This is a genomic window from Sphingobium algorifonticola (assembly GCF_004005485.1).
Lineage (GTDB): Bacteria > Pseudomonadota > Alphaproteobacteria > Sphingomonadales > Sphingomonadaceae > Sphingobium > Sphingobium algorifonticola.
In genome coordinates this window covers 75,555-98,828 of sequence record NZ_RZUL01000005.1, presented here as the reverse complement: position 1 = coordinate 98,828, position 23,274 = coordinate 75,555, and the positions used below count along the sequence as shown (strand labels likewise).

Sequence of the window (23,274 nt, the reverse complement as noted above, 5' to 3'; positions counted from 1 at the left end):
GGATGAGTCCTCGCGGACTCTCCGTCAAGGTCAAAAACTTACGCAGGAAGCCTCAGAAAATGGTTAACGGCAGGAGAACGAACCGGGTAGCCACGACATATTGAGTCCCCTTGGACAAACGAGACTCAATATGTCGTGGTGTGGCACGCAGGACTCGATTGTCGTGCGAAATGATTTTTCTAGGGTCAGACCAGCAGCATCTGGGCGACGGGTGCGAAACTGCGCCGATGAAGCGGCGTCGGTCCATGTTCGCGCAAGGCAGCGAGATGCAGGGCGCTGCCATAGCCCTTGTTGCGATCCCAGCCATAATGGGGGTGCCGGACGGCCGCCTCGAGCATGATCCGGTCCCGCGCTTCCTTGGCAAGGATCGAGGCAGCTGCAATCGAAACGCAGCGCGCATCGCCGCCCACTACAGCGGTGGACGCCCAGCGCCATTGCGGGCATCGGTTTCCGTCCACCAGCACATGCGCGACATCCAGCGCCAGCGCCTCCACGGCGCGTGTCATGGCGAGCATCGTTGCCCACAGAATATTGAGGCTGTCGATTTCCGCCACGCTCGCCATCCCGACACCAAAGCCGACGGCCTTTTCACGGATCATGATGTCCAGCGCCGCGCGCTTGCCCGCCGAGAGTTTCTTGCTGTCGTCAAGGCCGTCGGGAATGGCGTCGGGATCGAGGATGACCGCAGCAGCGACCACTGGCCCGGCGAGAGGCCCGCGGCCCGCCTCGTCCACCCCCGCCACCGGCCCGTCATGCAGCCGCTCGAAGCTGTAATCAGGCACGGTCGCCCCATTGCGCGGCCAGCGCCGTGGCATCCTTGCCCTGCCCATTTACGGCGGCAAGCGTATGATAAAAGGGCGTCGTGCCCATGGCATGCCCCATCGGCCCATGGCCCTTGCCAAAGCCCGGCGCGTTGAAAAGCGCCCCCGCGACAAAGGCTTCGGCACGATCGACGGCGTCCTCCAGCCGAAGACCACGTCCTATGCCGGTCGCGATCGCGCTGGCAAGGGTGCAGCCGGTGCCATGGCTGTGCCGCGTTGCGATCCGTGGCATCCGATATTCCGAAACGCCCGACGCGCGGATCAGCAGATCATGGACAATCGGCGCGTCGTCCTGCGGCTGATCGGGCAGATGCCCGCCCTTTGCAAGGACCGCGCAGCCATATCGGCGGGCAAGCATGTGCCCTGCCTGCTCCAGACCGTCGACATCGGCGATATCCGGGCCGGTCAGCAGCGCCAGTTCGGGCACATTCGGTGTAATCAGCCGCGCCATCGCCATCAGCCGTTCAAAGGCGGCGACCGTCGCGATATCGGCCAGGCGGGCACCGCTGGTCGCCACCATGACCGGATCGAACACAATCGGGATATCGCGGACGTCCTGCAACCGGTCGGCGACGGCATGGGCAATCGGCGCGGAGCCGATCATGCCGATCTTGATCGCGCTCGCGCTGAAGTCCGCAAGTATGCTGTCGATCTGGGCAATCACCATATCGACCGGCACCGGGTGGACATCCTGCACGCCGATACTGTTCTGCGCAGTGATCGCGGTGATCGCCGTCATCGCATGGCCGCCAAGCATCGTGACGGTCTTGATGTCGGCCTGAATACCCGCGCCGCCGCCGCTGTCCGACCCGGCAATGATCAGGATGCGTGGCGGCTTCACCCCTTGTACAGCCGCTTTGTCGAAGCGGGATTATCAACAAGTGCAGTGCCGGTGCGGGTCGGCCGATCCATCAGTTCGCCGCCGCAGTTCGGACAGCGATCGTCCAGCGCCTCCGCGCAAGGCGCGCACCATGTGCATTCGAACGAGCAGATGAATGCGCCCGGCGCATCGGCGGGCAGATCGACGCCGCAGCGTTCGCAGTCAGGGCGCATTTCAAGCATGGGGTTTGCACGAGGACCGTTCGCCCTCAGCGAAGTCGAAGGGCCAAACTGAGCATGGCGAAGTGCCTTCCCTGCGTTCAGGTCGGCCCTTCGACAAGCTCAGGGCGAACGGAAAATGGTGTTTGCTCACGCCGCCACCTTTTCCACCGCCGCACAGATACGATCGACCACATCGCGCACCTGCGTCTCGTTGTCGCCCTCCGCCATAACGCGGATGACCGGTTCCGTACCGGACGGGCGGATGACGAGGCGACCCGTTCCGTTCAGTTCCGCTTCTGCCTGTGCGATCGTCCGCTGCACGTCCTGATGCTCAAGGGGCTTGCCCCCCGAGAAGCGGACATTTTTGAGCAGTTGCGGCACAGGATCGAACTGATGCAGTACCTCACTGGCAGGCTTGCCGCTGCGCACCAGTGCGGCCAGCACCTGCAAGGCGGCGATCGTGCCATCGCCCGTCGTCGCATAATCCGACAGGATCATGTGGCCTGACTGTTCGCCGCCGACATTGAAGCCGCCTTCGCGCATCCGCTCCAGCACGTAACGGTCGCCAACTCGGGTGCGTTCGAGCGCAATGCCACGGCCGGCCAGAAAACGTTCCAGCCCCAGATTGGACATGACCGTCGCCACCAGCCCGCCGCCCCGTAGCATACCGTCGCGCGCCCAGTTCGCCGCGATCAGCGCCATGATCTGGTCGCCATCGACGATCTGCCCCTGTTCGTCGACGATGATGAGGCGATCGGCGTCGCCGTCCAGTGCGATGCCGATGTCGGCGCCTGCGCTCAGGACCGTTTCCTGCAACAGCAAGGGCGCGGTCGATCCGCAGCCATCGTTGATGTTGGTGCCATTGGGCGTGACGCCAACGGCTATGACTTCGGCACCCAGTTCCCACAGCGCGGATGGCGCGACCTGATAAGCGGCACCATTGGCACAATCGACGACGATCCGCAGGCCGTCGAGCCGCAGCTCGGGCGGGAAGCTCGACTTGACGGCGTGGATATAGCGGCCGCGGGCATCCTCCACCCTGCGGGCGCGCCCGATATCAGCGGATGCCGCCAACGCAATCTCGTCTCCGAGCAGCGCCTCGATCTTCAGTTCATCCTCATCGGATAGCTTATATCCATCCGGCCCAAACAATTTGATGCCATTATCGAAATAGGGATTGTGGCTGGCCGAGATCATGACGCCCAGATCGGCGCGCATCGAATGGGCCAGCATCGCGACCGCCGGTGTCGGGATCGGCCCGAACTGCACCACGTCCATCCCGACTGCTGTGAAACCGGCGACCAAGGCATTTTCCACCATATAGCCGGAAAGGCGCGTATCCTTGCCGATCACCACACGATGCCGATGCTTGCCGCGCAGGAAATGCGTACCCGCCGCCATGCCGACCTTCATCGCCAGATCGGGCGTCATCGGCCAGATGTTCGTCCGGCCCCGAATGCCATCCGTGCCGAAATAGGTTCTGCTCATTCCCGGTCCACTCGCTCACCTTAGCAGTTCAGAAATCGCTATAGCGAAATCCCATCGACAATCTACCACCTGCCCGCCATGCAGAGGCCATGGAATCGTTCAATCGCGCTGTCGATGCGCTGTCCGCCGCCGTGTTCTTCAAGGTGCCGATGCTGGGTGTCTCGATCGAGCTGATCGTGCTCTACCTCGCAGTACCGATGGTGTTTTTCACGGTCTGGCTGGGTTTCCCCAACCTGCGGGCAGTCGGTCACGCCATCAGCGTGCTGCGCAACCAGCCGCGCGAAGGCGAGGCGAAAGGCGACGTCAGCCAGTTTGCCGCGCTCACCACGGCGCTGGCGGGCACGATCGGGCTGGGCAACATCGCTGGCGTCGCGGTCGCGCTGACGATGGGCGGCCCAGGGGCGATATTCTGGATGTTCGTCATCGGCTGGTTCGCGATGACCGTGAAGATGGCCGAAGTGACCCTGGGTCTCAAATATCGGGTGCTGGATGAACGCGGGCACGCGCATGGCGGGCCGATGTATGTGCTGAAAGCCGTGCTGACGCGCCGCGGCTGGCCCCGCATGGGCTTTGCGATCGGTGCGCTCTACGCCTTTTTCGCGCTGTTCGGCGCAATTCCCATGGTGCAGGTGAACCAGAGCTATGCCGCCGTTTCCGCCGTCACCGGGTTCGACAACGGCTGGGCTTACGGTATCGCCCTGGCGCTGGCGGTGTCGCTGGTGACGCTGGGCGGTGCGGCATGGCTGGGGCGTGTCGCCAGCAGGCTGACACCGCTCAAGGTAGCGGTCTATCTGCTGGGCGTACTGGCGATCCTTGCCTTCAACGCATCCGCCATTCCCGGCGCGTTGGCGCAGATCTGGGACGGCGCGTGGAACGGCACGGCGGCGGCGGGCGGCGCAGTCGGCGCGTTCGTTGCCGGGATGCGCCGCGCGGTGTTCGCCAGCGAGGCAGGCGTCGGGTCCGCGGTGATGGCGCACAGCTTGGCGCGCACCGACGAACCGGTGTCCGAAGGCATGGTCGCCCTGCTCGAACCGTTGCTCGGCACGATGATCGTCTGCGCGCTGGGCGGCCTTGCGCTGGTGGTGGCGGGTACATGGAACGGCGGGCTGGAAGGGATTGCGATCACCACTGCGGCATTTGCCGGCGTTGCGGGATGGTTTCCCTATGTACTGGCGATCGCCGTCGTGCTGTTCGCCTATTCCACGCTGGTCGCCTGGGGATTTTATGGTTTGCAGGCCTGGGGTTATCTGTTCGGCCACAAGCCCGCTACGCAGATGACCTACAAGATATTGTACATCGTCGCCCTGCCGCCCGCCGCCGTCATCGACCTCGGCCGAGTCATCAGCATCGTCGATTGCAGCTTTTTCCTGATGGCCATTCCCAATGTGATCGCACTGTATCTATGTGCCGGGGAATTACGGCAGGATGTCAGGGATTACTGGCGGCGAGTGCGAACGTCATAACGTTTCAGCGCCACCGTTTCCCGGCGATGCCGGAATAACGGTGGCGCTCAATCCGTTTAGAACTCATAGGCTTTCGGCAATGCGCCTTCGCCCGGCGTTGCATAACGATCGCGCAGCTTGGTCTGGCGATTGTCGAGCGGCTGCTGCTTGCCGTCGATGAACACCGCGACCGGTGCCGACATCAGCTCAAGCGGATCGCCGTCCCAGATCACGACGTCGCCCACGCGGCCGGGACGCAGCGATCCCATACGGTCGCCGAGACCCATAGCCTCGGCTGGTGCGGCGCTGATGGTACGCAGCGCCTGTCCCCAGCTCAGCCCCTTGGCACCCGGCACCTTCTGCAACGCGACCATATTCCCTGCCTGCTGCATCGCATGACGCAACTGAAAGGCTTCGTCCCGGTCGGTAAGGCCGATGGCGACAAGAACGCCTGCCTCGACCATACGCCCCACATTGGACTGCGTCGCCGCCAGCATCTCGAAGCTAGCCGGAAGATCGGTGAGACCACCGGCAATGACGGGAATCTTCGCCGCTGCAATCTCCCGCGCTACCCGCCAGCCTTCGGCCGCGCCGACCAGTACGATCCGCAGCGCCGGAAAGTCCTTGCGCAGTGCGATGACACTCAGAATATCCGTCCCGCTCTCGACATGGACGAGCAAGGGCATCTTGCCCTGCACCACCGGCACAAGCGCCCGCGCATCGGCACGCAGCAGCAGATTGTCCTTCGACCGCCCGTCATAGCCCGCCGGATTGCGTGCGTAATCCTGCGCCTCAGCCAGAAGTTCGCGGAACATCAGGTGCGCCGCGGGGCGGCTTCCGCCCGCATTGCCTGCACCTTTCTCGCCCATCTCGACCATCTGAAACGCACGCGGCACCGTCACGGCATCGGCATCCGCCCCCAGATCGATGATCGCACCCTGGCCGGCGAAGATGCTTTTGCTTGCCGCGGGCGCAACGACGGCACGGGTGATGCCGCTGCTGCGATTGATCGCGATCGGATTGACCAGCGGATTGATGGCCGTCGAAACATCCAGCGCCGCTGAAAAAGGGGAGTCGGGCGCCTCGCTGTCATTGGTCGGGTCTACCGCACCCACCTCGACCAGCCCGACACGCGAAAAGCCCGACATGATACCCGGCGTCACCCACTGGCCCGTCGCATCGATCCGCTGCGCGCCCGGGGGAATGGCGACATTGGCCCCCGCCGCCATCACCTTGCCATTCACGATCACGACCGTGCCATTCTCGATCGGCTCCGATCCGTCACCGATGGCGACCATGCCCCCGGTAATCGCAATCGTCTGCGCCATCGCAGACGTCACGAGCAGAGACAGCGCCGCTGCGCCTGCCCGTGCTGCCCATTTCTTGCGCTGTGTCATTTCGTGTCTCCCGCACCGATCTGGCCCAGTTCAAAGTCGCTCACCGGGCGACGCTTGGGATCGTTGGCATCATACATCAGCGCCCCGTCGATCCAGACGCGTTCCGGGCGAGTGTAGATGCTGAACGGATTGCCGTTCCACAACACGACGTCCGCCATCTTGCCGACCTTCAGGCTGCCGGTCTGGTCCGCGATGCCCATCGCCTTGGCGGGATTGTAGCTGAGCCACGTCCACGCGATTTCTTCCGGCACGGTGATGCCCATCCGCTTGCCGGCGGCAATGGCCTTTGCCGCTTCCTGGTTCAGCCGCTGAATGCCGTTTTCATCGTCGCTGTGGACGATGGCGCAGGCCCCCGCATTGTGGACAAGCGCGATATTCTCACGGATGCCGTCATAGCTTTCCATCTTGAAGCCGTACCAGTCGGCCCACATAGCCGAACATATGCCGTTATCCTTCAGCAGATCGGCGATTTTGTAGCTTTCCACGGCATGGTGGAATGTCGTCACCTTGTAGCCGAACTCCTTGCTCATATCGATGACATTGGCCATTTCGTCCGCCCGGTAGCAGTGGTTCTGCACCAGGATCTTGCCTTCCAGCACATCGGCCAACGTTTCCATCGACAGGTCACGCATCTGTTCCTTGTTGGCGGCGCGTTTCTTCTGATAGTCGCGCGCCCTGATCCACGTCTGGCGATCGACGGCCATGTTGCCCATGCGAGTGCTGGGCTGACGGCCCTTGCGGCCATAGACGCGCTTGGGATTTTCCCCGCAGGCCATCTTGAGGCTGTAGGGGGCACCGGGGAACTTCATGCCCTGCTGTGTGCGTGCGGGCACATTCTTGAGGCTGACGCCGCGCCCGCCGAACAGATTGGCGGAACCCGGCAATATCTGGAGCGCCGTCACCCCGCCGTTGGCGAGCGCCCGGCCGAAACCGGCATCCTGCGGCCAGATGCTGTGTTCGGCCCATACGTCCGCAGTGACGGGACCGGTCGCTTCATTGCCATCGCTCAGTGCCTCCACCTGCGGCGAAGGATAATCACCCAGATGGCTGTGGATATCGATGATGCCCGGCGTCACATATTTGCCGGTGCCGTCGAACACGGCGACATCGGCAGGGATCGGCGTCTCCGGTCCCCCGATTGCGGTAATCTTGCCGCCGGACAGAAACACCACACCGCGCTCGATCTTGCCGCCCTCGCCATCCAAAATGGTGGCGTTGCGGATGACCGTCGGCACACCCGGATAAGCCTTGTATGTCGAAGGATAGGGATTTTCCGGTGCCGTGGATGGACCGGGCGTCGATGCGGCGCTGGCCGATTTCGGTGCGGCATCGCTACCCGCCGTGGTGCAGGCGGCGAGCGCCAGCACGACGGGTGAGGCCAGACAAGACAGGCGTTTCACAGTATTTCTCCCTTGATGGTGGAGGCTCTGGCCGGTGCAGAATCCTGGCCGAGACTGTCTAGGTGCATCATCCGTTTGATGATCGGCGAAATGATGATGACGACGAGACCCACCGCCAGCGCGAACCAGCCAAGTCGGGTGTAGACTTCCAGAACTTTTTCCGGTCCGGCACCCTCGCCGCCGGTCGCGCGGGCGATGAGGCCCGCGACGAAATTGCCAGCGGCTGTCGCCAGGAACCAGGTGCCCATCATCAGCCCGGCCATGTTGCCGACGCTGAGCCGTGTCATCGCCGACAGCCCCACCGGAGAGAAGCAAAGTTCCCCCATGGTGTGAAAGAAGTAAATGCCGAGAATGAAAACAACCGGCGTGAGATTACTGCCTGCGGCCATGGCGCCACCGACCAGCACCAGAAAGCCAACACCGATCAGCAGCAGGCCTATCCCGAACTTGGCCGCCGTATTGGGTTCGAGCCGCCTTTTCCCGAGAAAGGTCCATAGGACCGCGAAAAGCGGCGCGAGCAGGATGATGAAAGCGGAATTGACCGACTGGAATACGGAGGCGGGCACGTTCCAGCCGAAAATCGTGCGATCGACTTCGCGGTCAGTGAAAATGTTGAGTGATGATCCTGCCTGTTCGAACAGACCCCAGAACAGCGGATTGAGGGAAATCAGGAACAGTGCCGCAAGAATGCGGTCACGATCGACCTTCTGAAATGTCGCGAATATGCGGTAAAGAATATAGGCAACGGTCGCGAATGCGAAGGCAAGCAAGGCATAGCCAACGACTTCCTGATACTGGATGATTGCCCATATGCCGACGACAGACAGGATCGCCGCCAGATAAATCGTCCATTCCTTCGAAATACCAACGGGCGATTTCTGCACAAGGACATGCGGTTCGTGCGGTTCTCCGGCCCCTTGCAATGTCGGCCTGCACAGCACGAAGACCACCAGTCCCAGCAGCATCCCGACGCCGGCCGCGCCGAAGCCCCAGCCCCAGCCCATCGTCTCGCCGAGAATACCGCATATGATCGGGCCAAGCATCCCGCCCAGATTGATGCCCATATAAAAAATCGAATAGGCCGGATCGCGGCGGATGTCGTCGCGCGGATAGAGCTGCCCGACCATCACCGATATGTTGGCCTTCAGAAAACCCGTGCCGATGATGATGAATGCCAGCGCCAGGAAAAAGCCGTTGAGGTGGAAACCGTCCTGCCCGGTCGGCCCTTCGGTGATCGCGATCAGGAAATGGCCGATGGCGATGAAGATACCGCCGCACAGCACCGCTTTGCGCGCGCCCAGATAGCGGTCCGCCAAATAGCCGCCGATGACCGGCGTGATGTAAACGAGCGAGGTATATGCCCCATAGATCAGATAGGCCTTGTCATCGCCGAACAGGAAATGTTTGGTGAGGTAGAAAATCAGCAGCGCGCGCATGCCATAATAGGAAAAGCGTTCCCACATTTCGGCGAAGAATAGGACGAACAAGCCCGTCGGATGGCCAAGGAACGTGCCCTTGGCTCGTTCGGGACGTTCATATGCTGCTGCCATGCGGCGTGACCCTCTTGCGATTCAATTTGCCCGCTCGACCGGCGGGCATTGATCGCTTGACCCTAACGCAAAATCGGCCGCTGTCAAAAAGTTACCGGTTATGGGAATAAAGTTCCAACCACTGATCCCAAAGCTTGCGCCGCGGCGCACCTTCGCGCATTGCAGCGGCATGTTCAACGACCTCACCTCGCCACTTTCCCTTCTGCAAACCCGACGGTCGGGCAAGCCGCGCGATCTGATTGCGCCCGGGCCGGATGCCGCGCAGATGCGCACGATACTCCAGGCGGCGATACGAACGCCCGATCACGGCAAGCTGGCACCGTGGCGGTTCGTCATTGTGCGTGACGATCAGCGCGATGCCTTGGCAATGCTGCTGGAACGCGCCTATCGCGACGAGAAACCCGACGCCGGGAAGCTGGAAATAGAGGCGCTGCACCAGTTCGCGCGGCAGGCCCCGGCGTTGGTCGTCGCCCTGTTCACGCCCCGGCCAAGCAAGATACCCCTGTGGGAGCAGGAGCTTTCGACGGGTGCGGCGATTATGAACCTGCTGCATGCGGCGCATGCAAGCGGCTTTGCCGGCAGCTGGCTGACCGGATGGGCAACCTACAGCGATGCCGTGCGGAATGCCTTTGGCGGTCCGGATGACAGGATAGCAGGGTTCCTTTTCCTCGGCACCCCAAGCAAACCGCTGGAGGAGCGACCGCGCCCTGAATATGACAAAATCATTCTCGATTGGGACATTTAATGTCACAAAATACAGGCCATTTGTATTGAGATTCGCTTGACGTGATGGGCTGTATTATGGCACTGCATCAGTCATGGCTGATGATTCAAAACCCGTTTATCTGCGGCTGCGCGACATTATTTCGGCATCCATTCTCGATGGCGACTATCGCGATGGAGACATGCTCCCGTCGGTCCGCGCCTTTGCCGCGCAACAGGGCGCAAACCCCCTGACAGTCGCCAAGGCCTATCAGAGTTTTCAGGACGACGGGCTGATCACTGTGAAGCGGGGTGTCGGCATGTTCGTTGCCGATGGGGCCGCGCGCAAGCTGCGCCGAACAGAACGCGCGCATTTTCTGGAGCATGTCTGGCCGCCCGTGGCGGCACAGATGCGTCGCATAGGCATTACGCTGGATGACCTGCCGGTTGAGGTCGAGGCTTGATCGCCTAGGCGCCTGCTTTGGCGAGGGCCGCCCTTGCCGTGCGCAGATGATCGTTCAGCAGGGCATTGCCCGGTGACAGGACGACAGCCTTTTCCAGAAGATCGACGCTGGCCTGATTGCCGCCTTTCGCCTTTAAAAGCGCCCAGCCGTAAGCGTCGGTCGTCACCGGTCCGGCCGGCTGGAGACGATAGGCCTGCCGCGCATAGACCAGCGCGCGATTCGCGTCGCCCCGTCCCAGCCATGCCCAAGCGAGATCGGCCAGCAACCATGCGTCACGGCTGCCGGTGCGGGCACGCACCTGTTCCAGCGCATCAGTGGCGCGTTGCCACTGGCCTGTACGCATCCAAGCCGTCGCCGCCAGCCGGAACGCAACGACACTGCCGGGATTCTGCGTGAGAAACAGCCCCAGCGCCTGTTCCGCGCGCGCGGGTTGTGCGGCGTTGTTCCACGCCGTCGCAAGCCGCATGGCCGTCGCTTCATCATAAACCAGATTGGCAGCAGCGGCATAAGCGCGCGCGGCCTCTCCCCAGCGCCGCAGTTCCGCCAGCGTATCGCCCAGCGCAACATGCGCTTGCGGCGCGCCGGGATTTTCGTCGCGGAGCTTGGTCGCTCTGGTGATGGCGGCACCAGTCTGCCCTCGTGCCAGCACAACGCGAACATAGGAAATATTGGGTCCGGCGAGACCGGGATCGGCACTTGCCCTTGCGCTCAATGCCGCGACATCGGGATCGAGTGGCAAGAGCGCGGCGGTTTGACGCTCGGGTCGGCTTGCGCGTACCAGCCATGCATCGGCCCCTGCGCGATCGCCAAGCTGTTCACGAACCCGCGCGGCAAGGGTGAGGGCATGACCATCGGCATCTGCGCGGGCGGCGAGCGGACCGAGGACGGCGTCCGACTCCCGATATTGCCCCATATCCGCGAGCGCCCGCCCATAGAGCAGCCGCGCGCGGAAATTGAAAGGCTGGCGCGCGACCAACGCCTTGAATTGATCGGCCGCGAGCGTGGCATTGCCGCCATCGAGATAGAGCATACCCTTTAGCAGCATCGTGGCAGGCTGATCGTCCAGCCGCCCCTCGGTCCGGTCGAGCATGCGCCGCGCCAGGCCCATGTCACCAGCGCGCGCGGCCATCGCCGCCTGCAAGAAGAAGGCTCTGGGGTTGGCCGGATCGCGTGCGATGATCCGCCGGGTCAGCGCCAGCATCTGCCGGGCGCGCCCCAGATCGGCGAGCGTCGCTGCATATTCGGTCAGGGCTGGCAGATAATCCGGCGCGACGGTTATGGCCTTGTCGAACCAGGGCAACGCTGCGACCGGCCCATATTGTGTCCGCACCAATTCCGCCCGCAAAGTCAGCGCCGCCGGATCATCGGGTGCGAGGGCGATCGCCCGATCGCTGGCCAGAAGAGCCGCGGCACGATCTCCCGTCGCACGTCTGAACACAGCGATGTCCCGCCACAGCGCGGCATCATCGGGTGACAGCGCCAGCGCCTTCTCGAAAGCCGCGAAGGCTTCCGGCACGCGCCCCAGGTCCGCAAGCGCCAGGGCGGCCATCCTTGCGGCATAGGGCACATCCGCGCGCGGCACGTCCTTCGCCTGCGCCTGCGCCAGGGCCGCAGCCGGATCGCCGTTCATCAGCAGCGATTGCGCCATCATGGCTCGGGTCACCGCTGCCGGGGCGCCAAGAGCGCGCGCACGTTCCAACGCGTCCTGCGCCGTGCGTCCGTCGCCCAGCGCGATCATCGCCCGCGCCTGCGCCAGCCGTGGCGCTGCCCAGTCGGGATCGGCGCGGACCGCATTCAGCAATTCGACCCGTGCGATGCGCGCGTCTCCGCGGTCGAGCGCGGCCAGTGCGCGCGCCAGCATCGGCTGCGCATCCTCCCGATTGCCCGCCAGCAGGGTTTGCGCAGGCAGCACAACCAATGCGGCCGTCAACCCGACGATCGCAAGGCCCGTCGTCCAAGCCCGCCTTGTCATCCCTGCATGCCATATTGTTTGAGCAGATCGTACAGCGTCGGGCGGCTGATGCCGAGCAGCTTTGCGGCACCCGATATATTGCCCTGCGACCGGGCGATCGCGCGGCGAATGGCCCGGCGATCGGCCATTTCGCGGGCGGCACGCAAGTTGATGCAATCCCCCTCCTCGCCCTCTGCCACTGGCAAGTCGAGGTCGTCGGCGGTCACGAGCTTCCCGTCCGCCATGATGACCGCGCGGCGGACGCGGTTTTCCAATTCGCGCACATTGCCGGGCCAAGGCCATGCATCCACGGCGGCGAGGGCATCCGGGGCCAGCCCTTTCACCGTCGGGTTCAGTGCCGCTGCATGACGGGTCAGAAAATGCCGGGCCAGCAGTACAGCGTCACCGGGCCGATCCTTGAGCGGCGGAATGGCGACGACGACTTCGGCAAGCCGGTAATAGAGATCCTCCCGGAAAGTCCCCTCGGCGATCAGGGCCTTCATGTCATGCTGGGTCGCGCAGACGATCCGCGCACTGTGCATGGCCCCCTGCGCCTCTCTGCCCCTGTCCTCAAGAACACGCAGCAGCCTGCTCTGTATCGACGCCGGCATGTCACCCACTTCGTCCAGAAACAAGGTTCCGCCGTGCGCCGGTGCGATCCTGCCTGCCGACGTCGCATCTTCGCCCCCTTCGACGCCGAACAACTCGGCGGCCAGCGCGGCTTCGGGAAGGACGGCGCAGTTCAGCATGACGAACGGATTTGCCGCGCCGCCGCTCGCCTGATGGAGGCCCTGCGCCAACAATGTCTTTCCGGTGCCGCTCGCACCCATCAGCAGAACCGATACACCCGTCGCCGCCACCCGCTCGACCGTGCGGGCGACCTTCAGCATTTCGGGCGCCGCCGTCACGACTCGCCCCAGAACCCGATCGTCGGGCGCGGGTGTCTCGACCAGCCGCGCGTTTTCCTGCTCCAGCGCGTGCAGGTGAAAGGCGCGTGCCACGATCAGCCCTAGCTGGTCGATATCGACCGGCTTCTGGTAGAAATCATAAGCCCCCCCGGCAATGGCATGAAGCGCGCTCTCCCGCGCCCCATGGCCCGATGCGACGATGATCTTGGTATCAGGCTTGATCCGCAACATCTCCTCGAGCGTCGCAAAGCCCTCGCTCGTACCGTCGGGATCGGGCGGCAGGCCAAGGTCCAGTGTCACCACATCGGGCGTTTCGGCGCGCAGGAACTCGATCGCCTCCTCGCGGTCGCCCGCGATGAAAAGCTGATAGTCGTCATAGGCCCAGCGCAATTGCCTTTGCAGCCCGGGATCATCCTCGACGATCAGCAATTTGGGACGCGTATCCACCATCAGGCCGCCCTTTCCTGCTCATCGTTGGCGGGCGGAACAGCAACAGCAGCATCGGCTAGTGGCAAGCGCAGCGTAAAGCGGCTGCCTTCACCGGGGCTGCTCTCCACATCGAGCCGACCGCCCATCGACAGCGCGAGCGCCCGCGCCTCGAACGCGCCTATCCCGAAACCGCCCGGCTTGCTGGACGCAAAGGGCTGAAACAGGTCGCGCCGGATGAACTCGGCGCTCATCCCGCTGCCCTGGTCGATCACATCGATGCACGCCTGCCCGTCGCGAACGCCAAGGCAAAGCGTCACCGGCACGTCCGGCGCGCTAGCGTCGATGGCGTTCTGGACAAGGTGGATCAGTATCTGTTCAACGCGCTGCGGGTCGGCAAGCGCCAATGGTGCTTCACCGCGAACGTCGATCCGATGCTGCCTTGCCCGCGACAGTGCGACAATGCGTGCGATCGACAGGACATCAGTCGGCCGCGGTTCCTCGGCGCGCGCGTTGTTATGCTGGGAAAGACGGGCGAGCAGGTCGTTCATCCTCCCTACCGACTCGCGCAGCGTCAGCAGCATGTCGGCACGAAACGCGGGATTTTCGGCATGCCGCTCCGCGTTGTGGGAAAGTAGCGAAAGCTGGCTAACCAGATTCTTGAGGTCGTGCATGATGAAGGCGAAGCGGCGGTTGAACTCGTCGAAGCGGCGGGCATCATCCAGCGCCTGCTGCCCCTGCGCCTCGCGCAGATAGCTGGCCACCTGCCGACCGGCGGCGCGCAGCATGTCGAAATCCTCCCAGTCGAGCCGCCGGTCCACGAGCGGCCGCGACAACAGTATCGCCCCGGCGAGCCGGTCGAAATGAACGAGCGGAACGAGCGCCCAAGCGTTCAGGTCCATCAGCATCCACGATGCGACGCCGGCGACGCCCCCCTTGGCGCGCGCAGCATCGAGATCCATGATCGCACCGCTGCGTTCGAGCGCCGCAACGTCGGTGGGATCAAGCGCGATGGCAGGCACCGGGACATCCGCCCAGTTCCAGCGGCACTCCAGCGCCAGGCCGCCGCCGCCATCGGGCAGCAGCAGAAGGCCACCCGTGGATTCGGTGATGTCGGCCATCGCCTTGACGACACGGGCATGAAGGGGTGCGGCCCCTTCGCCCGGCGCGCCGATCGTATCGACAAAGCGTATCCATTCAGCCCGATAATCGTAGCGGTGCTGGAAAAAATGCTTGGCGACCTGCATCTTCACGAGCGCGCGGAACCGTTGCGACGGGAGCATGACGATTGCGCCGACCAGCGTCGTGAACAGCAGGGCAATCTCTATCTCACGCGCATAGGGTCCAGCGACACTCTCAATTCCCATCACCACCAGCGCGAAGGCGACACAATACAGCCCGACGGCGGCAATCGACAACGACCGGAAGGTGACCGTGCGTGACAGGCGCAACCGCCAGGCACCGCCACCGCGCAGGCCCAAGCCCATCACGACCGCTAGCACGGCCATGCCAGCTCCCCGCAAGGCATAAAGTTCGGACACGTTATCGGCCGAAATCAGAGCGATGCTGTAAAGGTTGAGATCGTAAGTCCACATTGCCGCCAGCGCCGCCATGACCATCACGATCCGCGCACGGCCTTCCGGCGCGGAAATGGTGAACAGATTGTGGACCAGTACCAGCGCACCGATGGCGAACATCATGCGCAGCATCACGCTGAACCGCACCAGCGCGGCGAAATTGTCGGCTACCAGATGCGCAGGCGCGAGGTCGGCGCTCGTCTGCAACAGCAGTAACCCACCGAGCACCGCGTAGATCAGGCTGAGCGAGAGCGGATGGCGTGTGAGCCGCCCTTCCCCCCGCCGCAGCAGCGCAAACATGAACAGCAGCCATGTTCCGTTGCGGACGCTCTCGAACAGACCGCTGAGCGGTGCGGAAACGCTGTTTACCGCTGTATGCAAAGCCCAGGCCGCGGTCAGGAATGTTCCGGCGCACAGCAATGCCCGCTCGATGCTGTTTACACTACCCCGCAGGACAAAGATCGCCAACGCCGCAAACAGCGCCGCCGCGAGCGCATAGCCCGCATCACCGATAATCTGGAGCGACAGGCTTATCACGGCCTATCGCGCGCCTTCGGGCCAAAGGATGACGCGCAGGGTTTGGATGAGGATCAGGAGATCGAGGAACGGCGTATAGTTTTTTGCGTAATAAAGATCATATTCCAGCTTGTTGCGCGCATCTTCGATCGAGGCGCCATAAGGATAGTTGATCTGCGCCCAGCCGGTGATGCCCGGCTTCACCATATGCCGTTCGGCATAATAACGCAGATGCTGTTCCAGATCCTCGACGAACTGCCGCCGTTCCGGCCGCGGCCCCACGAAGCTCATTTCACCTTTCAGCACTGTCCAGGTCTGCGGCAGCTCATCGATACGCAGCTTGCGCAGCCAGTGGCCAAGGCGGGTGATACGCGGATCGTCCTTTTCGGCCCATTGCGCCTGACCCGCGACCTCCGCGTCCTGCCGCATGGTGCGCAGCTTCACGATCCAGAACTCCTGCCCGTACAGCCCGACCCGCTGCTGGCGGTAGAAAGCCGGTCCTTTGCTGTCGAGCTTGACCAGTATCGCGGCCAGCAGGATGACAGGCCCGGTAAGCAACAGCAGCAGCGCGCTTGCCAGAACGTCGAACAGGCGCTTCGCCATTGATGACAGCCGCTGTCCGGCCGAAAAACCGTCAGAGAAGATCAGCCAGCTCGGGTTCACGCTATCGAGATCGACACGGCCGGTTTCGCGTTCGAGGAACGTCGACAGATCGTTCACATGGACGCCGGTCGTCTTGATACGCAACAGGTCCGACATCGGGATCGCATTGCGCCGCTCCTCGAGCGCCAGGACAACTTCGGTTGCCGCCAGACGCACAACGAAATCGGCCAGATTGTAGATCGCACTGCGATTGATCGCCTCCGGGATCAACTGCGGCCCGTCGTTCATACCAATGTAGCCGACCACCAGAAATCCTGATCCCTTGCGCTGTTCCAGCTGGCGGATGCGATCGGCCCGTGCGCCCGCGCCCAGCACGACCAGTCGACGCTTGAAGCTCTCGCCCCCCAACATCGATCCGACCAGCAGCCGCAGCACCATGAGAAACAGGACTGCAAAGCCCATGGCGTAAAGCGAATTGGACCGCCACAGCGTCATGCCCGGCATCAAAAAGTGCATTACGGACAGGAATATCACGCCAAGCGAAATCGCGACGATCAGGCGCGCCATCGCGAAACGCAGCGATTGCAACGCCTCCGTGCCATAGACGCCGACGGCGATCATCCCGATCTGCAATGCCAGGGCGAAGCTGACCAGCGGCGCGGCACGCGTAGCCACATAATCGACATCCATGCCAATCTGGTGCGCGCGCAGCACCCAGGCGGCTTCCGCCGCGCACAGCAACAGGATGAAGTCGAGAAAGCCGAGCAGCAGCACGGCATGCGGCACATAATGTTTGAACAAGCGAACCATGCGACGCGCGTTTCCCCGATTGACGGCCGCCTGTTCCCGGCGTCCCCGGGGGTCAGGCAACAAGGGACGGCGCATGACGCCGCAGTTTACAGCGTCATGTCAATATCCCCGACATTGAGGACATTGTCGCCCAGAATCGCAAAGATTTGCTGAATCCGCAGGATTTTAGGTGTGTGGAACGCCGCATTACTCGTCTTTGAGCTTGTCGGCAGCGCCCTTGGCAGCATCGCCGACACTGCCCGCCGCATCTCCGACCGATTTGGCCGCGCCGATCACTGCTTCACTCTGTGCATTTTCGCGTGCATCGGACACCATCAGAAAATAGCCGACGGCAAGGAGGAGGGCCAGGCCAACGATGGCGATAATGACCATCCCACCGCCGCCGCTGCGCCTTTCGATGATCGTCGTCGTGTGAACGGGCGCGGACGCAGGCGATGGTGCGTCAGTGTCGTTGTTGGGCATGATGGGTCTCCTCCGGTCGATTATCGTGAAGAGGAAACGGCGGACAGAGGCACACGTTCCATCCGCCGATGCGACCAGCCGTGCTATCGCGCCGGAACCAACAGCCCTGGTCGGCGCTTGCGGCATACAGAAAAAGGAGAAACGCCATGGCCACCAACCCCGACATCCCACCGCCCGACGTGATCGAACCGCAATCGCCGGACGAACTGCCGCCGATGCAGACGCCCGACGAAGCGCCCGACTATCAGGAACCGGAAATCCAGCCGGACGTGCCGAATATCGATGAACCGGGACGCGGCCCGGACGAGATTTGAGCCTCGCGCAGGCCGTTATGGGGTCACCAGGCGCGAAGTGTCACAGATAAAAGCGACCGATACGGCGATCCGATTCACCGGAGCAGCCGCACCGGCACCCGCAGTCGCACCGGCCCCGTAGCGGCGAAAACGGGCGCTGCGCGAAGGCAAGCGCCCGGAGATCGCTCACCCCAGCATCGTCTTCAATATCTCATTGACGACCTTGGGATTGGCCTTGCCCCCCATTGCCTTCATCGTCTGCCCGACGAAGAAGCCGAACAGGGCTTCCTTGCCGCCGCGATACTGTTCCACCTTGTCGGCGTTGGCGGCGATCACCTGCGCTGCAGCTGCCTCGATCGCGCCGGTGTCGGATGTCTGCTTCAGGCCCTTTTCCTCGACGATCTTGCCAGCCGTGTCGCCGGTTTCCAGCATGATCTCAAATACTTGCTTGGCGAGGCTGCCCGATAGCGTCCCGTCCGCAACGAGCGCCAGCAGTTCCGCGCCCTGCGTCGGGCTGACGGGGCTTGTCTCCAGATCCTTGCCAAGACGATTGAGCGCGCCGAACAATTCGGACAGCAGCCAGTTGGACGCCGCCTTCGCCACGTCGCTTTCGCTTTTCCCCTGGATGCGCGCGCTTTCCGCGATCAGCGTCTCGAACCAGCGCGCCGTTTCCGCCTCTGCCGTCAGAACGGCCGCGTTATAGGCAGAAAGGCCGAGCGCCGTTTCGTACCGCTTGCGTTTGGCGTCCGGCAGTTCGGGCAGCGACGCGCGACATTCGGCGAGAAACGCATCGTCCAGTTCCAGCGGCAAAAGGTCGGGATCGGGGAAATAGCGATAGTCGTGGGCATCCTCCTTCGACCGCATCGACCGGGTCTCGTTCCGGTCGGGATCGTAGAGGCGCGTTTCCTGCACGATCGTGCCGCCGCTTTCGAGCACATCGACCTGCCGGTTCGCTTCATACTCCACCACGGCCATCACGAAGCGGACGGAATTGACGTTCTTGGTTTCCGTGCGCGTACCGAAGGCTTCGCCCGGCCGACGCACGCTGACGTTCACGTCCGCGCGCATGGAGCCTTCTTCCATATTGCCATCGCAGGAACCGACATAGCGCAGGATTGATCGCAGCTTCTTCACATAAGCCCCTGCTTCCGCTGGGGAACGCATGTCTGGCTTTGACACGATTTCCATGAGCGCAACGCCGGACCGGTTGAGATCGACATAACTGCGCGTGGGATGCTGATCGTGCATCAGCTTGCCGGCATCCTGCTCGACATGGATGCGCTCTATGCCGATCACTTTCGTGGCGCTGTCCGGGTCTTTCTCGTCCAGCGTCACCTCGATCTGCCCTTCGCCGACGATCGGGTGGTAGAGCTGACTGATCTGATAGCCCTGCGGCAGGTCGGCGTAGAAATAATTCTTCCGGTCGAAGCGCGACCAGCGGTTGATCTGTGCCTCGATCGCCATGCCCGTGCGCACTGCCTGCCGGATGCATTCGCGGTTGGGCACGGGTAGCATGCCGGGCATCGCCGCATCGACCAGGCTCACCTGCGTATTCGGTTCCGCACCGAACCGCGTCGCCGCACCGGAAAACAGTTTGGCGTTGGTCGTGATCTGGGCATGAACCTCCAGCCCGACGATGACTTCCCACTCGCCCGTGGCGCCCTGGATACGATAGGTTGATTCAGTCATGTTTTACACCGCCATCCCAGCGTAGGCTGGGATCTCTCTTTTCTAATGTCCCGACAAAGGCAGTGAGATGCCAGCCTGCGCTGGCATGACGCCACTTTGTCACCACCACTTGTCCGGCCGTGCCGTGAAGCCTGCGCGTTCCTCTATGGCAAGTGCGGCGTTCAGCACGCCCTGTTCGTCGAGCGCCTTGCCGATGATCTGAAGGCCCAGCGGCAAGCCCTGCGCGTCCAGACCGCCCGGCACCGACATGGCGGGCAATCCCGCGAGCGACGCAGGGACGGTGAACACGTCGTTGAGATACATCGCCAAAGGATCGGCCTGCTTCTCGCCCAGCGCGAAGGCCGCGGAAGGCGCGGTCGGCGTCAGCAGCAGGTCGCAGCTTTCCCAGGCCCGATCGAAATCGCGTGCGATGAGGGTGCGGACCTTCTGCGCCTGCGTATAATAGGCGTCGTAGAAGCCGGCACTCAGCACATAAGTGCCGATCATGATGCGGCGCTTGACTTCCGGCCCGAACCCGGCGGCGCGCGTCGCGGCATACATGTCCTGCAATCCCGCGCCGTCAGGCAGATCACGCAGACCGAAACGCACGCCATCATAGCGCGCCAGATTGGACGACGCCTCGGCTGGCGCGATGATGTAATAGGTCGGCAGCGCATATTGGGTGTGCGGCAGCGAGACTTCGACGATCTCAGCACCTGCATCCTTCAGATACGCAATGCCCTTTTCCCACAAGGCGTCGATTTCGGCAGGCATGCCCTCAACACGATATTCCTGAGGAATGCCGACGCGCTTGCCTTTCAGATCGCTCGACAATCCGGCTTCCCAAGCGGGAACCGGCAAGTCGAGCGATGTCGAGTCCTTGGGATCGAAACCGGACATCGCTTCCAGCAGGATCGCATTGTCGCGCACGGTGCGCGCCATCGGCCCCGCCTGATCGAGCGACGAGGCAAAGGCAACGACGCCCCAACGCGAACAGCGGCCATAGGTCGGCTTGATCCCGCTGATGCCGACGAAGGCAGCAGGCTGACGGATCGACCCGCCGGTATCGGTGCCGGTGGCCGCAGGACACAGCCGCGCGGAAATCGCAGCGGCGCTCCCGCCAGACGATCCACCCGGCGCGAGCGCGGCGTTGCCGCCATCGTTGCGCTTCCACGGGCTGATGACATTACCAAAATAGCTGGTTTCGTTGGACGATCCCATGGCAAACTGGTCAAGGTTCAGCTTCCCCAGCATCCCCGCACCCGCCGCCCACAGCTTGCCCGATACCGTGGATTCATAGGTCGGCACGAACCCTTCGAGAATATGGCTGGCGGCCGTCGTCTGCACGCCTTCCGTGCAGAACAGATCCTTCATGCCTATCGGCACGCCGGAAAGCGGCTTGAGATCGCCCGAAGCCCGCGCCGAGTCGGCAGCATCGGCGGCATCCAGCGCCTTGTCCGGCGTTTCGACGATGAAGGCATTCAGCGCCTTTGCGGCGGCGACATTGGCATTGAAGCCCTCAGCCACTTCGCGTGCCGTGAAATCCCCTGCGCGGAAGCCGTCGCGGATTTCGGCAACGGTGAGGTTGGTGAGGTCAGTCATCATTCGATCACCTTGGGCACAGCGAAAAAGCCCTGTTCGGCCTGCGGTGCATTGGCCAGCACCTTGTCACGCACATTGCCGTCGGTCACGACGTCGTCGCGCAGGCGCGACGTGTTGGGGATCACGGCGGTCATCGGCTCTATGCCGGAGACATCCACTTCGCCCAGTTGCTCAACCCACCCCAGGATGTTGTTGAGTTCCGGCACCATCGCCTGCGCGTCTCCGTCGGTTACGGAAATGCGCGCCAGGCTGGCAATCTTCTTCACGGTTTGCAGGTCGACAGACATTCAGCTTCCCATTCGCCCGGATGGCAGGCGATCTCTGGCTCGGCGCGCTACCATCGCGCTGGCGCGGCATCAAGCATCATTGCCCCGGGCCATGGGACAGGATAGGCGCGATTGCAATAAACGCATGGGCGAGATGCGCAAAAGCGATTGCGCCTCACTGTGCCATGCTGCACTGCAATATGTCGGAGTGCCGTTTGGCCAGAAAGTTCCTCTATGTCGTTGCAATCCTGATCGTGCTGGCGATCGCGTCTGCCTTTGCCTATCGCATCTGGGGGCAACAGCTCATCAATGCGACGATGGTCCCTTCCCGGGCCTTCCGCGCGCCGGAGCCGCTGGGGCAGGATGCCTATGGCCGTAGCGACCATTGGATCGCCCGTCCCGACATCGCTCAAGGCAATCCCGCGCTTTGGCGCCCGGCGGGTACGCGCGACGGCGCCGTTCCGCAGCCCGCTGCGATTTTCTTCGTTCATCCGACCAGCTATCTGGCGACGGCCAATCTGGCGCAGTGGAACGCACCGCTCAATGATGCAGATTCGCGCACCATGGCGGCCCGGTTCGTCGCCGGGCAGGCGAGCGCCTTCAACGGTATCGGCGCGATTTGGGCACCGCGCTATCGGCAGGCGCATTTCGGGGCATTTCTGACCGAAAAGCCCGAGGGACAGCGCGCCATAAACGCCGCCTATGGCGATGTTGCGCGCGCCTTCGAGACCTTTCTCGCGGCCAACCCTGATGGCCCGATAGTGCTCGCCGGGCATAGCCAGGGGTCGTTGCACCTGCTGCGCCTGTTGAAGGACAAAGTCGCAGGAACCCCACTCGCGCAGCGCATTGTCGCAGCCTATGTGATCGGCTGGCCCGTGTCGCTGGAGGCTGATGTCCCCGCGCTCGGCCTTCCGGCCTGCACGGCCAAGGGACAGTCCGGCTGCATCCTGAGCTGGCAGAGCTTTGCCGAGCCTGCCGATCCTTCGGCCATTCAGCGCGTCTATGATGGTGGACAGGGCTACACCGGCAAACCGCGCATGGGCACCAGAATGCTCTGCATCAATCCGCTGACAGGCAAGCCCGACAGCGCGGCGGCGGCCAGCCTGAACCTCGGCACGCTCGATGGACGCGCTGACGAGGAGAATCCGGTTCTCGTGCCGCGTGCTGTGCCTGCCCGCTGCGGCAAGGACGGTTTCCTGCTGATCGGCGATCCGCCCGATCTTGGCCCCTATGCGCTGCCAGGCAACAATTATCACGTCTATGACTATGCTCTGTTCTGGGCCAATATCCGGGTGGATGCGCGCGAAAGGCTGTTGTCATTTCTGAAAGAGCGTTGATTACCGCAGATCGCGCGGCGTTTCGCGCGGCATTGCCCGTTGGTGGAAGGCTGATCGGCATGGACGTCGGCACGAAGACGGTCGGTCTGGCGCTGTGCGATGCGGGCTGGGTGATCGCAAGTCCGGCTCATACCATCACCCGCGGCAAGTTCATGAAGGACAAGGCAACAATTGTCGGCTTCATCGGGGAGCAGCAAGTGAAGGGCATCGTCATAGGGCTGCCATTCAACCTTGATGGCAGCGAGTCTCCGCGCAGCCAGTCATCGCGCGCCTTTGCCCATAATCTCGCTGATCTGGGCCTGCCGATCCTGCTGTGGGACGAACGCTGGTCGACGCAGGCGGTGACCCGCACCCTGATCGCCGCCGACGCCAGCCGCGCCCGCCGCGACGTTCTGGTCGACAAGCTGGCGGCCAGCTACATCCTCCAGGGGGCCGTTGACGCTTTGCGCGGATAAAGCGATGGCCGTGCAAGGGGACGCCGCCCCCCTTCCCTCCCGCGCCAATTGCCTCTAAGGCCTCCCTTCATGCCGCAGCCGCCTCGCGAGACCGC

General features: G+C 63.1%; 21 protein-coding genes. 6 read left to right on the top strand and 15 right to left on the bottom strand.

Translation table 11 applies throughout. The features are described 5' to 3' along the window. Positions 1-185 precede the first annotated feature (185 nt). From ENE74_RS13925 to glmM, 4 genes are all read right to left on the bottom strand, one after another. Positions 186-782, bottom strand: a complete 597-nt coding sequence (locus ENE74_RS13925) for a ribonuclease HII (RefSeq protein ID WP_127691542.1) — start codon at positions 780-782, stop codon at positions 186-188. Then, on the bottom strand, positions 775-1,662 hold the full coding sequence (gene thiD, locus ENE74_RS13920) for a bifunctional hydroxymethylpyrimidine kinase/phosphomethylpyrimidine kinase (protein ID WP_127691541.1): 888 nt from the start codon (positions 1,660-1,662) through the stop codon (positions 775-777). Before thiD ends, ENE74_RS13925 begins: the two co-directional genes overlap by 8 nt. After that, positions 1,659-1,883: a DUF1272 domain-containing protein gene (locus ENE74_RS13915; protein ID WP_127691540.1), complete on the bottom strand. Its 225-nt coding sequence runs from the start codon at positions 1,881-1,883 to the stop codon at positions 1,659-1,661. Before ENE74_RS13915 ends, thiD begins: the two co-directional genes overlap by 4 nt. Before the next feature lie 126 nt (positions 1,884-2,009). After that, positions 2,010-3,350 carry a phosphoglucosamine mutase gene (glmM, locus tag ENE74_RS13910; RefSeq protein WP_127691539.1) on the bottom strand — a complete coding sequence of 447 codons (1,341 nt, stop codon included), beginning with the start codon at positions 3,348-3,350 and terminating at the stop codon, positions 2,010-2,012. An 89-nt stretch (positions 3,351-3,439) separates the two neighbouring features. On the opposite strand from glmM, the gene ENE74_RS13905 reads away from it, so the two are divergent. Further along, positions 3,440-4,813 carry an alanine/glycine:cation symporter family protein gene (locus tag ENE74_RS13905; protein WP_127691538.1) on the top strand — a complete coding sequence of 458 codons (1,374 nt, stop codon included), beginning with the start codon at positions 3,440-3,442 and terminating at the stop codon, positions 4,811-4,813. A 56-nt stretch (positions 4,814-4,869) separates the two neighbouring features. On the opposite strand, the gene ENE74_RS13900 is transcribed toward ENE74_RS13905, so the two are convergent. From ENE74_RS13900 to ENE74_RS13890, 3 genes are read right to left on the bottom strand one after another with little or no spacing between them, the layout of a single operon-like run. After that, positions 4,870-6,189, bottom strand: a complete 1,320-nt coding sequence (locus ENE74_RS13900; RefSeq protein ID WP_127691537.1) for an amidohydrolase family protein — start codon at positions 6,187-6,189, stop codon at positions 4,870-4,872. Next, entirely contained in the window at positions 6,186-7,580 is a 1,395-nt protein-coding gene (locus ENE74_RS13895; RefSeq protein ID WP_420902595.1) for an amidohydrolase, read from the bottom strand. The genes ENE74_RS13900 and ENE74_RS13895 overlap by 4 nt, the downstream gene beginning before the upstream one ends. A 5-nt stretch (positions 7,581-7,585) precedes the next feature. Beyond that, on the bottom strand, positions 7,586-9,139 hold the full coding sequence (locus ENE74_RS13890; RefSeq protein ID WP_127691535.1) for a peptide MFS transporter: 1,554 nt from the start codon (positions 9,137-9,139) through the stop codon (positions 7,586-7,588). 169 nt (positions 9,140-9,308) lie between these two features. Here ENE74_RS13890 and ENE74_RS13885 point away from each other — a divergent pair, with 169 nt between their 5' ends. Then, the gene (locus tag ENE74_RS13885) at positions 9,309-9,884 is read left to right on the top strand and encodes a nitroreductase family protein (protein WP_127691621.1); all 576 of its coding nucleotides are present in this window, start codon (positions 9,309-9,311) and stop codon (positions 9,882-9,884) included. Positions 9,885-9,957: 73 nt separating this feature from the next. Continuing rightward, entirely contained in the window at positions 9,958-10,305 is a 348-nt protein-coding gene (locus ENE74_RS13880) for a GntR family transcriptional regulator (protein ID WP_127691534.1), read from the top strand. Between the two features lie 4 nt (positions 10,306-10,309). Here the strand turns inward: ENE74_RS13880 and ENE74_RS13875 are convergent, their stop codons facing one another. The 5 genes from ENE74_RS13875 to ENE74_RS13855 form a co-directional block, all read right to left on the bottom strand. Then, entirely contained in the window at positions 10,310-12,277 is a 1,968-nt protein-coding gene (locus tag ENE74_RS13875; protein WP_127691533.1) for a tetratricopeptide repeat protein, read from the bottom strand. Continuing rightward, the gene (prsR, locus tag ENE74_RS13870; RefSeq protein ID WP_127691532.1) at positions 12,274-13,614 is read right to left on the bottom strand and encodes a PEP-CTERM-box response regulator transcription factor; all 1,341 of its coding nucleotides are present in this window, start codon (positions 13,612-13,614) and stop codon (positions 12,274-12,276) included. Before prsR ends, ENE74_RS13875 begins: the two co-directional genes overlap by 4 nt. Beyond that, a complete protein-coding gene (gene prsK, locus ENE74_RS13865; RefSeq protein ID WP_127691620.1) occupies positions 13,614-15,701 on the bottom strand; it encodes an XrtA/PEP-CTERM system histidine kinase PrsK in 2,088 nt (695 codons plus the stop codon). The genes prsR and prsK overlap by 1 nt, the downstream gene beginning before the upstream one ends. A 6-nt stretch (positions 15,702-15,707) precedes the next feature. After that, entirely contained in the window at positions 15,708-17,096 is a 1,389-nt protein-coding gene (locus ENE74_RS13860) for a TIGR03013 family XrtA/PEP-CTERM system glycosyltransferase (protein WP_127691531.1), read from the bottom strand. A gap of 186 nt (positions 17,097-17,282) precedes the next feature. Next, the gene (locus ENE74_RS13855; protein ID WP_127691530.1) at positions 17,283-17,558 is read right to left on the bottom strand and encodes a hypothetical protein; all 276 of its coding nucleotides are present in this window, start codon (positions 17,556-17,558) and stop codon (positions 17,283-17,285) included. Positions 17,559-17,704: 146 nt separating this feature from the next. On the opposite strand from ENE74_RS13855, the gene ENE74_RS18280 reads away from it, so the two are divergent. Beyond that, positions 17,705-17,872, top strand: coding sequence for a hypothetical protein (locus ENE74_RS18280; RefSeq protein ID WP_164847484.1), 168 nt, complete (start codon positions 17,705-17,707; stop codon positions 17,870-17,872). A gap of 165 nt (positions 17,873-18,037) precedes the next feature. On the opposite strand, the gene gatB is transcribed toward ENE74_RS18280, so the two are convergent. The 3 genes from gatB to gatC form a co-directional block, all read right to left on the bottom strand. Next, entirely contained in the window at positions 18,038-19,540 is a 1,503-nt protein-coding gene (gene gatB / locus ENE74_RS13850; protein WP_127691529.1) for an Asp-tRNA(Asn)/Glu-tRNA(Gln) amidotransferase subunit GatB, read from the bottom strand. Positions 19,541-19,639: 99 nt separating this feature from the next. After that, a complete protein-coding gene (gene gatA, locus ENE74_RS13845; protein ID WP_127691619.1) occupies positions 19,640-21,121 on the bottom strand; it encodes an Asp-tRNA(Asn)/Glu-tRNA(Gln) amidotransferase subunit GatA in 1,482 nt (493 codons plus the stop codon). After that, entirely contained in the window at positions 21,121-21,408 is a 288-nt protein-coding gene (gene gatC / locus ENE74_RS13840) for an Asp-tRNA(Asn)/Glu-tRNA(Gln) amidotransferase subunit GatC (protein WP_127691528.1), read from the bottom strand. Before gatC ends, gatA begins: the two co-directional genes overlap by 1 nt. Before the next feature lie 194 nt (positions 21,409-21,602). Here gatC and ENE74_RS13835 point away from each other — a divergent pair, with 194 nt between their 5' ends. Together ENE74_RS13835 and ruvX are read left to right on the top strand one after the other, a co-directional pair. Beyond that, positions 21,603-22,724, top strand: a complete 1,122-nt coding sequence (locus ENE74_RS13835) for a DUF3089 domain-containing protein (RefSeq protein ID WP_127691527.1) — start codon at positions 21,603-21,605, stop codon at positions 22,722-22,724. Beyond that, positions 22,721-23,179, top strand: coding sequence for a Holliday junction resolvase RuvX (gene ruvX, locus ENE74_RS13830; protein WP_127691526.1), 459 nt, complete (start codon positions 22,721-22,723; stop codon positions 23,177-23,179). Before ENE74_RS13835 ends, ruvX begins: the two co-directional genes overlap by 4 nt. Positions 23,180-23,274 lie beyond the last annotated feature (95 nt).